This is a genomic window from Cupriavidus sp. 05T41 (assembly GCF_056396525.1).
Map to the genome: position 1 here is coordinate 30,574 of NZ_JBFTLQ010000022.1, position 13,298 is coordinate 43,871.

The following is a 13,298-nucleotide window of genomic DNA, read 5'->3' on the forward strand; positions in this document are numbered from 1 at the left end:
GCAGCAGCGCGGCGGCGTCCGGACTTTACTGCGCCTCGCCCTTTGTCTTCGCCTCCAGCACTTCCCAGCGCTCCAGCGTCTCCAGCAGTTCCATCTCGATCTCGTCGTGGCGGGTGCCGAGCTGCGTCGCCTTGGCGGGATCGCTGGCGTAGAGCGTACCGTCCGCGAGTTGCGCGGACACGGTCTGCTGCTCCTTCTCGAGCGCGGCGATGCGCTCGGGCAGGCCGTCCAGTTCACGCTGCTCTTTGTACGACAGCTTGACGCGCGCGGCCGCGCGGGCCTCGCGCGGCTTGGCTGCCTCGGCGGCCTTGCGCTCGCCGCCGCGCGCTTCCTGCATGGCCGTGCTGCGTGCCGACTGCACCTGCCAGTCGGAATAGCCGCCCACGTATTCGCGCCAGCGCCCGTCGCCTTCGGCGGCAATGGTCGAGGTCACCACGTTGTCGAGGAAGGCCCGGTCGTGCGAGACCAGGAACACGGTGCCGCTATAGTCCTGCAGCAGTTCCTCGAGCAGCTCCAGCGTGTCGATGTCGAGGTCGTTGGTCGGCTCGTCGAGCACCAGCACATTGGCCGGGCGGGCGAACAGGCGCGCCAGCAGCAGGCGGTTGCGCTCGCCGCCGGACAGTGACTTCACCGGGGAACGCGCGCGCTCGGGCGCGAACAGGAAATCACCCAGGTAGCTCATCACGTGCTTGCGCTGGCCATTGATCTCGACCCAGTCGCTGCCCGGGCTGATGGTATCGGCCAGCGAGCGCTCCAGGTCGAGCTGGGTGCGCATCTGGTCGAAATACGCCACCTGCATATTGCTGCCGTTCTTCACGGTGCCGCCGTCCGGTGCCAGCTCGCCGAGGATCAGGCGCAGCAGCGTGGTCTTGCCGGCGCCGTTGGCGCCGATCAGGCCGACCTTGTCGCCGCGCATGATGGTGCCGGTGAAATCGCGCACCACCACCTTGTCGACGAAGCCCTTGCTGACGTCGGTCAGCTCGGCCACGATCTTGCCGGAGCGTTCGCCCTGCGACACCTCCAGCTTGACGTTGCCCTGCACGTCGCGCCGCGAGGCGCGCTCGCTGCGCATCGTCACCAGGCGCTGGATGCGGGCCACGCTGCGCGTGCGGCGCGCCTCCACGCCCTTGCGGATCCACACTTCCTCCTGCGCCAGCAGCTTGTCGAACTTCGCCTGCTCGACCTGCTCGGCCGCCATTTGCTCGGCCTTGCGCGTCTGGTAGGCGGCGAAGTTGCCGGGGAAGGACACCAGCCGGCCGCGGTCCAGCTCGACGATGCGGGTCGCCACGCGGTCGAGGAAGGCACGGTCGTGGGTAATGAGCAGCACGCTGCCGCGGAAGGACAGCAGCAGGTCTTCAAGCCAGCGGATGGCTTCCACGTCCAGGTGGTTGGTGGGTTCGTCGAGCAGCAGGATGTCGGGCTCGGCCACCAGCGCCTGCGCCAGCGCCACGCGCTTCTGCATGCCGCCGGACAAGGCATCCACCCGCACATTGGCGCTCAGGCCAAGCTGCGCCAGCGTGGTTTCCACGCGCGTGCGCACTTGCCACGCCCCGGCGGCGTCGACCTCGGACTGCAGGCGGTGCAACTCGGCCAGCGCGGCCTCGTCGTGGTTGTCGTCCAGCGCGGCCAGCGCGGCTTCGTATGCGACCAGCAGGTCATGGACCTGGCCCAGGCCCTGGGATACCGCATCGAATACCACCTGGCCGGGCTCGAATTGCGGCTCCTGGGGCACATAAGCCGAGGTCACGCCACTCTGGCGCGCGATCAGGCCATCGTCCGGCGCGGACAGGCCGGCCACGATCTTGAGCAGCGAGGACTTGCCCGAGCCGTTGCGGCCAATCAGGCCGACGCGCTCGCCGGCTTCCAGGGAGAAGTCGGCATGGTCGAGCAAGGCCACATGCCCAAAGGCGAGCTGGGCGTCGGAAATCGAAAACAGGGCCATGGGAGCAGCAGTACGAAAAGGAAGACAGAGGTGGCGGCACGGGCGCGGCGCTGGCGCCCACGGGCGCAAGGCACGACGAAGGCGCGGCAGAACGGTGCTCGCCCAGCGCCACGCGGGCAGCGCGTCGCGCCGGACCGGGCGCCAGGATGCCAGGTAGCCGGCATTGTAGACCAGTGTGGCCTCGCGGCCCGGCGGCGGGGGCCGGCGACCGGCCCGGCATGCGCCGGAAAAAAAGAAGGGCCCGCGCTGGCGCGGGCCCAAGAGTCTCTCCTCGGTGCCCTGCTCGCAAGGCACGAATGCAGGATAGCAAGGGCCCCGGCGCCGCTCTAGTCGGACAAATCCGTAAGGGAAAGCCCCGTCAACGTGCACCGCTCTCGCCCACGGTGCGCGACGCACCCGGATGCCCTGTTCAAACCCCCGTTTTAGTGCGCAGTTGCGCGCCGCGCAACACTCCCCTGGGCGCGTATTGTCGAGCCGCGCACGGCCATGGAACAATGGCCGCCGGTCAAGCAAGCCGCAGCACGACGGCAGCAACTTACAAAAAGCCGGTCAGCAACCGGTGCGGGCAGCCCGACGCCAGACAACGCTTGTTCTGCGATTAGTCGTTCCAGCCGCTTTTCTTTGTACGGGGAATTCCATGATCTATCCGCGTTCGCATTGCTTGCGCGACGCCCGGCCGGGGTTCGCGCCTGCCCGGGGCCGCGCGCTGCCCTTGCTGTCCACGCTTGCACTGATGCTGACGGTGGCCGCGGGCATGCCGCCTGCCGTGGCCCAGACGTCGGCGACACCCGTCCTGCTGCGCATCCAGCAGAGCGGCACGCTGCGCATCGCCCACCGCGAAAGCTCGGTGCCGTTCTCGTTCGTGGCGGACGGCAAGCCGTTCGGCTACGCGGTCGACCTTTGCCTGCGCGTGGCCGACTCGCTGCGCGACGCCCTGAAGATGCCGGGCCTGAGGGTGGAATACGTGCCGGTCACGCCGGCCAGCCGCATCCCCGCCATCGTCGAAGGCAAGGCCGATCTCGAGTGCGGCTCCACCACCAACAACCGCGAACGGCGCGAACAGGTCGCCTTCACCATCCCGCACTACATCGCCGGCAGCCGCATGCTGGTCAAGAGCGACTCGGGCATCCGCAAGCTGAGCGACCTGCGCGGCAAGACCGTGGTCTCGACGACCGGCACCACGCCGCTGGCCATGGTGCGCCAGATCAACGGTGCCGGCGCCATGCAGATGAAGGTGCTGGAAGCCAAGGACCATGCCGAGGCCTTCGCCATGGTCGAGCAAGGCAAGGCCGACGCCTTCATCATGGACGACGTGCTGCTCTACGGCCTGCGCGCCAATGCGAAGAACCCGGCGAGCTTCACCATTACCAGCGAACTGCTGACGATCGAGCCTTACGCGATCATGCTGTCGCGCCGGGATGCAGAGTTCAAGCACCTGGTGGACAAGGCACTGATCGCCTCGATCTATTCGCAGGATACGCAGAAGCTCTACAAGAAGTGGTTCCAGTCGCCGATCCCGCCGAACGGGGTCAACCTCGATATCCCGATGAGCTACCTGCTGCGGGATTCGTTCAAGTTCCCCAGCGACAAGGTCGCCGACTGAGCCGGTGCCCCGGGACGCGTCCCGGGGCGGCCACGCCCTGGCGCGGGCAGGCAGGCGACAAAAAAGAGGAGACTCGTGCGAAGATGGCGGCCCGGCCGCATCCGCGGTTCTTCGCTTTCTTCGCCGTCTCGTTTCCCTGCCGCGCGCTCCGGGGCTCACAGGCCTCGTGAGGTATCGCCGGCAACCCTGCCCGATGCCCGCCACTGTCCCGCCCAAGCTCTCCGATCTCTCCGTCCCGGCGCTCGTCGCCGGCCTGATAGCCATGCTGACCGGCTACACCAGCTCGCTGGTGCTGATGATCCAGGCCGGCCAGGCCGCGCATCTCTCCGATGCGCAGGTCGCATCGTGGATCTGGGCGCTATCGATCGGCATGGGTGTCACCACCATCGGGCTGTCGCTGCTGACGCGCGCGCCCATCGTGATCGCCTGGTCCACGCCCGGCGCGGCGCTGCTCATCGCCAGCCTGCCCGGCGTGCCCTACCCGGAAGCCATCGGCGCCTTCGTGATGGCAGCATTGCTGATGACCGCGGCAGGGCTGACGGGCTGGTTCGACAAGCTGATGCGCGCCCTGCCGGCCAGCATTGCCTCCGCGCTGCTGGCCGGCATCCTGTTCCGCATCAGCGTCGATGTGTTCGTACAGGTCCAGCAGCAGACCGTGTTGCTGCTGGTGATGTTTGCGCTCTACCTGGCCGGCAGGCGCTGGTGGCCGCGCTACGCGGTGCCTGGCGTGCTGGTGGCGGGCGTGGCACTGGCCGGCGCGCTGGGCCAGTTGCATTTCGAAGCGTTCCATTTCGCGCTGGCGGCGCCGGTGTGGACCACGCCGGCCTTCTCCGTGCAGGCGTTCGTCAGCATCGCGGTGCCACTATTCATCGTCGCGCTGGCTTCGCAGAACGTGCCCGGGCTGGCGGTGCTGCGCGCCGACGGCTATCACGTTGCCGCCTCGCCACTGATCGCCGTGACCGGCATCGCCTCCGCCCTGCTCGCGCCGTTCGGCTCGCACGGCATCAACCTGGCCGCGATCACGGCAGCGATCTGCACCGGCCCGCAGGCCGACCCCGACCGCGACCGCCGCTACACGGCAGCCGTGGTTTGCGGCATCGGCTATCTGGTGGCGGGTGTGCTTGCCGCCAGCATCGCGGCGCTGTTCGCCGCCTTTCCCAAGGCGCTGGTGGTGGCGGTGGCGGCCTTCGCCCTGCTCGGCTCCATCGCCAGCGGGCTGACCACGGCCATGCAGGTGCCAGCCGAACGCGAGGCGGCCTTGCTGACCTTCATGATCACCGCCTCCGGCATGACGCTGGCGGGCGTGGGCTCGGCCTTCTGGGGCGTGGTGGGTGGCATGCTGGCGCTGCTGGTGCTGCGCCCGCGCGCCGCCCCGGCAAGCGGCCAGGGCCGCGACGCGCAGTCAAGATGAAGCGAGACGGCCCCGGACTCTTGCCGGGCGTGCCGCTCAGAGCAGCAGGAAAGCGATATCGGCGGCGCACATGCCGGATAGCGGCGCGCCCTTGCGGCGCTGGAAGAGAATGTGCTGCAGCACGCGGTCGCGGTGCTCGGCGAAGACGGCGGGATCGAAACTCAGCGCGGTCAGCGCGTAGTGCTCGGCCAGCAGCTTGTAGACCCGGTGGCGCACCATCAGCATCTCGCTCTCGGCGCGCAGGCGGCTGACCTCGCCGGCGTTGTCCTCTTCGAGCTGCCGCATGCCCACCACCACCCGCGCATGCATGCCACGGTAGCGGTCCAGTTCGCCATGCGCCTTGCGCAGTTCCTCGCGCAGCGCCCGTACCTCCTGCTGCAAACGCAGATTGTGCTGGACGCCCCGCTGGATGCGCGACGCCTCCTCCAGCGCCACATCCGCGGCGGCAATCGTGTTCTGCCAGACCCCCTGCCCCGCCAGCGCGCCATCCACCTGCGGCCAAACGGTCTGCAACTCGTCGTCGCCTTTCATGGCGCCCCCCTGTGAACCTGACTCACCCGCCTCCGGCTTTATCGTATTGCCAGCTGGTCGGCACTACCGCGACATACCAGGCTCTCTGAGGAACCCTAACTGCGATTGAAGGCCGCATCCCGGCGCGGGGCAACCACCTGAAAGTAGGGGGTTGTCCGTGGCCGCGCGCCCGCGCCCGCCCGGTTACGCACTGTACACCCCCTTCCCGGCCCGGCCGACGCCATGTGGGAAAATGCGCACCCGGCGACAATCAATGCAGGAAAACGACCGATGAACAGCTACGTGCTCCTGGCCCTGGCCATCGTGGCCGAAGTGATTGCCACCAGCAGCCTCAAGGCCGCCGACAATTTCACGCGCCTGCTCCCCAGCTTGCTGGTGGTAAGCGGCTATGTGGCCGCCTTCTTCCTGCTGATGCAGGTCATGAAAACCGTGCCGGTCGGCATTGCCTACGCCATCTGGTGCGGCGCCGGCATCGTGCTGGTCACGCTGATCGCCGGCGTGCTGTACCGGCAGATCCCGGACCTGGCGGCATGGCTGGGCATCGGCCTGATCGTGGCGGGGGTGGCGGTGATCCAGTTGTTTTCGAAGACGGGGGCGCATTGAGTGATCCGGCGGCGCATAGTCAAGCCCGGGAGAGTGCCGCAGGTTCCGGGCTTCCCTGCAGACGGAGACAGAGACGGACACTAGACGGAGACGGACACTACATAGCCTGAAACGGGGCATCGTCCGACGAACCGCGAAGAACCAGCGTTGCACTGGTCCCGCCGACAGGAATCGAACCTGTATCTAGCGCTTAGGAGGCGCTCGTTCTATCCATTGAACTACGGCGAGCGGATAGACCCCGCGGATGTGTGGCGCGCCTCGATGGCACGGATCCGGGAGCAGGCCCGGAGTATATCAAAAACCGCACGGCGCAAACGCTGGCCGCGGCAATGAAAGCGGCAGGCGTGACGCAACGGGAGTGAGGCGGGCGGATGGGCCTCGGGATTGAAGACACCTGACATGAAAAAGCCCGCCAGTCTGCTGGCGGGCCGGTTGCGGACGGTCCGGACCTTCCTGGTCACATCGGCGTTATCCCGGCAAACAGTCGTGCAAGCAGGATTCCCATGATTCCGCCCATGACGCGGACGTCCCTCCGGACCACCCGGAGAGCCGAAGGAATACTGGCAGTGACGCCGACTGCCGCGATACCAGCGGCGAGCAGCACTTAAATCAAAGCGCCAAGGAAGGTCAGCGGTATGCTTGGTCCGCTACCTTGCCGGGCGTAGGTGAGCCCGACGGATTCAGTATAGGCAGACTACCGGCGGATGCAACTCCCGCGGCGGCAAGGCCCTTGACCGGCAAAGCGGACAAAGGGCCACGCAGCAGAGACTCGCCAGCGCACATAGAGAATTCTTATCGCAGCGCAACAAATTACTTTTGTTTCTGCTACAATACGCGCCGTGAGTTCGCACTGTGAGTTGTGCAACACGCCAGCCGCGACCTGCGGCAGGCGATACCGCCCCCGCTCTCAAGCTCTGCTCCCCGGTCCCGCCGGCTGGCCCGTCCTGATGGCCAAGTGGTGATACCCGACAGAACGCATTTCTCACCGACGTCGCCTCGTCTCCGATCCTGTTGAACAGCTTGTATCGAGCTGTTTGCCTGCCAGGGAATACGCACCCGGCCTTGTGCCGATGCCGCCCTGCCTGCCGCCGTACTGCCAGCGTGTCTGTCGTAACGGCCTCACCGATTGGCGCCGAAGCCTTTTTTAAGACTTTGCACTGCGCCCGCCCCTGCACACTCGATTGGCATGGGGTGCCATGCATTTAAATAAAAGTTACGACATGACCCAGCACGACATCCGTGCGGAGCAGGATTTTGCCTCCGCCGCTGACGCATCGACCGAAGCCGCCATCATCGCCACGCCCGCAGCCCAGGAACCGAGCCCGCTCGAGAAGATCGACGCCATGCTCAACCCGGCCGCCGAGCCTGCCGCCGCCGCTCCGGTTGCTGCCGACAACGGCTTTGCCAAGCTCGGCCTGGACGAAGCCATCCTGCGCGCCCTCGCCGAACTGAACTACACCACGCCCACGCCGGTGCAGGCGCAGGCAATCCCCGCCTTCCTGGCCGGCCGCGATCTGCTGGTTTCCAGCCAGACCGGCTCGGGCAAGACTGGCGCGTTCATGCTGCCGGCCATCCAGCGCATCAGCGAAAAGGCTGCGCCGAACCGCCCGCGCTTTGACGAGCCGGCCAAGCGCATGAAGGGCAAGCGCCCCCGCCCCGCACCGGCGCAGCCGGCGCTGCTGGTGCTGACGCCGACGCGTGAACTGGCCCTGCAGGTGACCGAAGCCGCCGCAAAGTACGGCCGCCACCTGCGCCGCATCGTGTGCGCCAGCATCCTGGGCGGCATGCCCTACCCGAAGCAGCTGGCCATGCTGTCGAAGATGCCCGACATCCTGGTGGCAACGCCGGGCCGCCTGCTCGACCACATCGAAGCCGGCCGCATCGACCTGTCGGCGCTGGACATGCTGGTGTTCGACGAAGCCGACCGCATGCTGGACATGGGCTTTGCCGATGACATCGACGCCATCGTCGCCGCCACCCCGGCCACCCGCCAGACGCTGATGTTCTCGGCCACGCTGGACGGCCGCATCGCCCAGCTCGCCTCGCGCCAGCTGCGCGACCCGCAACGCATCGAGATCGCCGCTGCCCGCGCCGACCAGAGCAATATCGAACAGCGCCTGCACTTCACCGACGACATGTCGCACAAGGAAAAGCTGCTCGACCACCTGCTGCGCGATGTCAGCCTCAAGCAAGCGATCGTCTTCACCGCCACCAAGCGCGATGCCGACTCGCTGGCCGAGCGCCTGTCGGACACCGGCTTCGCGGCCGGCGCACTGCACGGCGACATGACCCAGGGCGCGCGCAACCGCACCCTGACCTCGCTGCGCCGTGGCAACCTGCGCATCCTGGTGGCCACCGACGTGGCCGCGCGCGGCATCGACGTGCCCGACATCACCCACGTGGTGAACTTCGACCTGCCCAAGCAGGCCGAGGACTACGTGCACCGTATCGGCCGTACCGGCCGCGCGGGCCGCTCGGGCGTCGCCATCAACCTTGTGAACCATGGCGACATGTTCCAGTGGAAGCGCATCGAGCGCTTCACCAACAACCGCATCGACGCTTCGGTGATCGAAGGCCTGGAACCGCGCCGCTCGCCCAAGCCGCGCACCGGCTTCGGCGGCAAGCCGGGTGGTGACCGCGGCGGCTACCGTGGCAACAGCAACGGCGGCGGCTACCGCGGCGGCGAAAACCGCAGCTTCGGCGACCGCAAGTTCGGTGGCGGCGAAAGCCGCAGCTACGGCAACCGCGACGGCGCACCGCGCCCGGCCGGCGACCGCCCGTTCGGCGACCGCGACGGCAACCGTGGCTTCGGTGACCGCGGCGGCTTCGGCTACCGCGGCCAGAGCGCCAACACCGGTGCCGGCGGCAACGCCGGCAATGGCGGCCAGCGCAGCTTCGGCAACGAAGGCGGCTACCGCGGCGGCGACAACCGTGGCTTCGGCAACCGTGACGGCGCAGCACCGCGCAGCTTCGGCGACAACAACCGCAGCTTCGGCGGCGGCGCACCGGCCGGCAACGGCGGTGGCTACCGTGGCGGCGAAGGCCGCAGCAGCTACGGCAACCGTGACGGCGCTCCGCGCAGCTTCGGCGACGGTAACCGCGACGGCAACCGTGGCGGCTTCGGCGGCCAGCGCAATGGCAACGGCAACGGCGGCGGCCGCTCGCGTTTCGAGCGCTGATCGGAGACAGGGCTGGCCGCCACGGCGCACAGCCCCTTCCGGCAAAAGAAGAAGGCACCCTCGGGTGCCTTTTTCTTTTGCCGCCTGCATGGCAGTGCGCGCCGGGCGCCCCCTAGAGCGGACAACTGCGAAAGCCGACGAAGGCGAAATCGTCCTCGGGCAACAGCGCCAGCCGCGCGCGCGGGTGATGCTGCCGTGCCGGGCTGGCAAACGACGCACCCCGCACCGCCTGGTGGGTGGCGAAACAGTCGGCGAAATCCGCATCGCCCGGGCCTGCTTCAAACCCCGCGTAGGGCTCGTACGGCGTTGCCGTCCACTCGCGCACCATGCCCCAGCGCAGGCCCCCGCGATTCTGCACGGCGGCCAGTTCCCACTCTGACTCCATCGGCAGGCGCCGGCCGGCCCAGACGCACCAGGCCTGCGCCTCGAACAGGCTCACATGGCGCACGGCTTCGTCCGGATTCAGCGTGCGCAGGCTGCCGAAGCGCTGCGCCATCCAGGCCCTGGAGTCCGGGTGGCGCGCCCAATAGCGTGGCGCCGAGCGCTCCTGCATCATCAGCCACCGGCGGCCCGCCGGCGTCCACCAGTGGGCGCGCTCGTAGCCGCCGTCCTCGACGAACTCGAGGAACTGCGCGTTGCTGACCGGCGCGGCATCCATCTCGAAGGCGGGAACATAGGTGGGCTGCGGCGGCAGTTCATCGGGCAGCGCGAAGCCGTCCTGATCGGCCCAGCCCTGTACGAAGCGACCGCCGGGAAACTGCAGCGTGCCGCCATGCGGCACCGACAGCGAAGGCAACGCCACCGCGGGCTCCACCGGCGCCACGCCGAGCGCCTGCAGCAACGCCGCAATGGCCTCGCCCTGGCGGTCTTCGTGGAACAGGGCGCGGCGCCAGGCGTAGAGCGTGGCGTCGCTATCGTCGGGCAGCGTCGCCAGGCGGCGCAAGGTGGCGTCGAGCACGTCGGCGGCATAGCGCTTGACCACTGCCACATCGGGCAAGGCGACCTCCCAGCGCGCGTCGGGATCGATGCGCTCGGGATCGAACCATGCATCGGCGCCGGCCAGCAGCGACGGCGCCCCGGCCACCTGGAGCGGCACGCCGTCGTGCTCACGCACGCGTACCTCGCGCAGGCACCACCACTCGGCATGCCAGGCGATATGCCCCAGCATCCACAATGGCGGCTCGGCGAAATCCTGGCGCTGCACATCCCAGCCCCGGCGGGTCTGGCCAAAGGCGGCGAGCCATGCCAGGGTCCGGTTGCGGGTCTCCACCAGCGCCTGCGCCAGGCCTTCTCGTGGCAAGCGCCGAGGGTCGGTCCAGACCGTCTTGCCGCCGTTGAAGTGAAGATCGGGAAGCATGGAAAAGCCGCTCATCGAAAAAACCTGCCGGTGAATGGGATCGCCCACGGTTGCATGGCCGCGCGCCGGAAGTACGGCGCGCATGCTTGGCGCGCCGCCCCCGTCGCGGGAACGCAGGCATTATGACACCCCTGCCGCCGGGGCTCCGGCGGCCCGCGGCGCCGGGCGTGGAACGCTCACGCCCGCGCGTGGAACACCGCGAACCACCCACGCGGGTCGGTCCACCATACGGGATCGTCGAATCCGGCTGCCCCGAGCAAGGCGGCAAAGTCGCGCGGGCGGTATTTATACGAGTCTTCGGTATGGATCGTCTCGCCCGCGCTGAACGCCCGGCTGCCTTCCGCCCAGCGCACGGTGACATCGCGCTCGGCACGCAGGTGCATCTGGATGCGCGAGCCCTGGCGGTCGAAGCTGGCGGCGTGGCGCCAGTCCTCGAGGGCGAAGTCACTGCCGACGATGCGGTTCAGGTTGCGCAGCACGTTGCGGTTGAAGGCGGCGGTCACCCCCAGCGGATCGTCGTAGGCCGCGACCAGCGCCTGCTCTTCCTTGAGCAGGTCCACGCCGATCAGCACGCCGTCGCCGCGGCCCGCGGCCGCACGCAGTCGCTGCAGCAAGGCCTGCGCCTGGTCTGGCGCGAAATTGCCGATGCTCGAGCCCGGGTAGAAGAACAGCCGGCGCCCGTGCCTGACCTCGGGCGGCAGGTCGAGCGGCGCGCACAGGTCGGCGCCAAGGCCGAGCATGGGAATCTGCGGATGCTGCTGCTGCAGGCAGAACAGGGTGGCGCGCAGGAATTCCACCGAGATGTCGAGCGCCACGTATTGCGCAGGCTGCAGGCTGCCGAACAGCCGCGCGGCCTTCTGGCAGTTGCCCGCACCGAGGTCGATCAGCACGCAGCTGCTGCCGGCGCGCGCGGCCATGGCGGGTGCAAAGGTGGAGAAGACGGCGGCCTCGGTACGCGTCGGGTAATACTCGGGCAGGTCGGTGATGGCCTCGAACAGGCGCGAGCCGAGCACGTCGTAGAAGAACTTGGGGCTGATGCTGGCGGCCTCGGCCAGCAGGCCTCGCGTGATTTCTCCGCGCAACGCGCCGTTGTCTTCGTGATACTGCTGGATGAAGTCCAGCCGCGGCACCGGATTGGGCAGCGCGATCCCGTTGGCGGCGACAGCACCGGCCTGGCTGCCGTTGGGTTTCAAGGATGCGCCGGAAGTGCGCTTGGCTTGGGGATGTTCGTGTCGTGGCTGCAGCGGGGTCGGGACGGCCGGCATGACGTTTCCTTGATGGTCGATGGGCGATGCATAAAACCCCCAGGGGCCCGCACGTCACGGCATGCGCGGGGCCGGCATGGCGCGCGCCTCCGGTGACGTCTGGAGCGCATCGGCCGATGCCGGTCTTCTAGGATAGATCGCAAAAACGGGCCCGCGGCGGAAAAACGCCTGAAGCGCTGGCTACGCCCCTGAATATGTACGCCATAAACCACATTTTTCATCGCACGGAAAGCGCGGCTTCGTTTATAATCCGCCTCAGCGTATTCATCGCGGGCTTGCCCGGATGGAACGTCCCTCAAAGGGGAGTAGCTCCGGGGCCCAGCCCTTAGCACAATCGTCATTCCGAGTCCTCAGGGCCTCCGGTTGTGCTGACCGCCAACAAGACAGCAATGTACAAACGGCGGTCGAGCAAGACCTTTGCAACCTGGTTTCATGGTTTGCAAAGGCGCCCCCAAGCTCCCGAACTTCATGTCTCCAGGCAAACACTGTGCGCAAGTGCAGCTTTTGGCTTCCGGCTATTCGTTTTTCGAGGAGATTTCATGGAATGGTTCACCGATCTGTTCACGATGCAGTTCCTGACGGCGCTGCTTTCCATCGTCGTCATTGACCTGGTGCTCGCGGGCGACAACGCCATCGTGATCGCGCTGGCCGCACGCAACCTGCCGCCCCAGTTGCAGAAGAAAGCCATTATCTGGGGTACGGTCGGCGCGGTGGTGGTGCGCTCGGCAATGACCATTGGCGTGGTCTGGCTGCTCAAGATCCCCGGCCTGCTGCTGATCGGTGGCCTGGCCCTGGTGTGGATCGCCTACAAGCTGCTCTCCGACGACGGCAACGGCGACGAACACGGCGCTGGCGCGACCACGCTGGTGGGCGCCATGAAGACCATCATCATCGCCGACGCGGTGATGGGCGTGGACAATGTCCTGGCGGTGGCCGGCGCTGCGCACGGCAGCTTCCTGCTGGTGGTGCTGGGCCTGCTGATCAGCATCCCGATCGTTGTGTGGGGCTCGAGCCTGGTCCTCAAGCTGATGGGCCGCTTCCCCTCGATCATCTACATTGGCGCCGGCGTGCTGGCCTTCACCGCGGTGAAGATGATCGTCAGCGAGCCGCTGGTGAAGGCGTTCTTCGACAGCAACGCCATGCTCTACTACGGCCTGTTCGTGCTGATCGTGGGCGGCGTGCTCGGCGCCGGCTACCTGAAGCAGAAGCGCCGCACTCCGGCGGCGGCCAGCCAGTAAGGCCGGCACAGGAAGCAGGCAGCGCCCGCCGGGGCGCTGCGCCCGGCAGACGGGCCGCCGCGAGGCGGCCCGTTTTTGCTTGGCGCCGCACCGGCGGCGACAGGAAGTCCCCCGGCCGCGTTTGCGATAAAATCGCACATCCTTCGGCAAGCCGCCCATCGTTCGGCAG

9 protein-coding genes and 1 tRNA gene are annotated in these 13,298 nt (G+C 67.8%); 5 read left to right on the plus strand and 5 right to left on the minus strand.

What is annotated here, in order from left to right; translation table 11 throughout:
- Nucleotides 1-25: 25 nt before the first annotated feature.
- Entirely contained in the window at nt 26-1,942 is a 1,917-nt protein-coding gene (locus tag AC1DKV_RS15115; protein ID WP_441613084.1) for an ATP-binding cassette domain-containing protein, read from the minus strand.
- Nucleotides 1,943-2,675: 733 nt separating this feature from the next.
- On the opposite strand from AC1DKV_RS15115, the gene AC1DKV_RS15120 reads away from it, so the two are divergent.
- Nucleotides 2,676-3,545: an amino acid ABC transporter substrate-binding protein gene (locus AC1DKV_RS15120; RefSeq protein ID WP_441613321.1), complete on the plus strand. Its 870-nt coding sequence runs from the start codon at nt 2,676-2,678 to the stop codon at nt 3,543-3,545.
- A 193-nt stretch (nt 3,546-3,738) separates the two neighbouring features.
- Nucleotides 3,739-4,956 (plus strand): benzoate/H(+) symporter BenE family transporter, encoded by a 1,218-nt coding sequence (locus tag AC1DKV_RS15125; RefSeq protein WP_441613085.1) that lies wholly within the window; start codon nt 3,739-3,741, stop codon nt 4,954-4,956.
- A gap of 36 nt (nt 4,957-4,992) precedes the next feature.
- Here AC1DKV_RS15125 and AC1DKV_RS15130 read toward each other — a convergent pair whose 3' ends face one another.
- Nucleotides 4,993-5,487 (minus strand): hypothetical protein, encoded by a 495-nt coding sequence (locus AC1DKV_RS15130; RefSeq protein ID WP_441613086.1) that lies wholly within the window; start codon nt 5,485-5,487, stop codon nt 4,993-4,995.
- A 270-nt stretch (nt 5,488-5,757) separates the two neighbouring features.
- On the opposite strand from AC1DKV_RS15130, the gene AC1DKV_RS15135 reads away from it, so the two are divergent.
- Nucleotides 5,758-6,090: a DMT family transporter gene (locus AC1DKV_RS15135; protein WP_441613087.1), complete on the plus strand. Its 333-nt coding sequence runs from the start codon at nt 5,758-5,760 to the stop codon at nt 6,088-6,090.
- Nucleotides 6,091-6,243: 153 nt separating this feature from the next.
- Here AC1DKV_RS15135 and AC1DKV_RS15140 read toward each other — a convergent pair.
- A tRNA-Arg gene (locus tag AC1DKV_RS15140) sits at nt 6,244-6,318 on the minus strand.
- 992 nt (nt 6,319-7,310) lie between these two features.
- Between AC1DKV_RS15140 and AC1DKV_RS15145 the strand changes: the two genes are divergently transcribed.
- The gene (locus AC1DKV_RS15145) at nt 7,311-9,269 is read left to right on the plus strand and encodes a DEAD/DEAH box helicase (RefSeq protein ID WP_441613088.1); all 1,959 of its coding nucleotides are present in this window, start codon (nt 7,311-7,313) and stop codon (nt 9,267-9,269) included.
- 112 nt (nt 9,270-9,381) lie between these two features.
- On the opposite strand, the gene AC1DKV_RS15150 is transcribed toward AC1DKV_RS15145, so the two are convergent.
- Nucleotides 9,382-10,641, minus strand: coding sequence for an SUMF1/EgtB/PvdO family nonheme iron enzyme (locus AC1DKV_RS15150; protein WP_441613089.1), 1,260 nt, complete (start codon nt 10,639-10,641; stop codon nt 9,382-9,384).
- A gap of 161 nt (nt 10,642-10,802) precedes the next feature.
- Complete coding sequence (gene egtD / locus AC1DKV_RS15155) at nt 10,803-11,891, minus strand: L-histidine N(alpha)-methyltransferase (protein ID WP_441613090.1); 1,089 nt, start codon at nt 11,889-11,891, stop codon at nt 10,803-10,805.
- Between the two features lie 539 nt (nt 11,892-12,430).
- Here egtD and AC1DKV_RS15160 point away from each other — a divergent pair.
- Nucleotides 12,431-13,129, plus strand: coding sequence for a TerC family protein (locus tag AC1DKV_RS15160; RefSeq protein ID WP_441613091.1), 699 nt, complete (start codon nt 12,431-12,433; stop codon nt 13,127-13,129).
- The last annotated feature ends 169 nt before the right edge of the window (nt 13,130-13,298 follow it).

What these genes read in the sequence shown, in the direction of transcription:
- AC1DKV_RS15115 (WP_441613084.1), bottom strand. Translation starts at nt 1,942, where the DNA reads ATGGCCCTGTTTTCGATTTCCGACGCCCAGCTCGCCTTTGGGCATGTG.
- AC1DKV_RS15120 (WP_441613321.1), top strand. Translation starts at nt 2,676, where the DNA reads ATGCTGACGGTGGCCGCGGGCATGCCGCCTGCCGTGGCCCAGACGTCG.
- AC1DKV_RS15125 (WP_441613085.1), top strand. Translation starts at nt 3,739, where the DNA reads ATGCCCGCCACTGTCCCGCCCAAGCTCTCCGATCTCTCCGTCCCGGCG.
- AC1DKV_RS15130 (WP_441613086.1), bottom strand. Translation starts at nt 5,487, where the DNA reads ATGAAAGGCGACGACGAGTTGCAGACCGTTTGGCCGCAGGTGGATGGC.
- AC1DKV_RS15135 (WP_441613087.1), top strand. Translation starts at nt 5,758, where the DNA reads ATGAACAGCTACGTGCTCCTGGCCCTGGCCATCGTGGCCGAAGTGATT.
- AC1DKV_RS15145 (WP_441613088.1), top strand. Translation starts at nt 7,311, where the DNA reads ATGACCCAGCACGACATCCGTGCGGAGCAGGATTTTGCCTCCGCCGCT.
- AC1DKV_RS15150 (WP_441613089.1), bottom strand. Translation starts at nt 10,641, where the DNA reads ATGAGCGGCTTTTCCATGCTTCCCGATCTTCACTTCAACGGCGGCAAG.
- egtD (WP_441613090.1), bottom strand. Translation starts at nt 11,891, where the DNA reads ATGCCGGCCGTCCCGACCCCGCTGCAGCCACGACACGAACATCCCCAA.
- AC1DKV_RS15160 (WP_441613091.1), top strand. Translation starts at nt 12,431, where the DNA reads ATGGAATGGTTCACCGATCTGTTCACGATGCAGTTCCTGACGGCGCTG.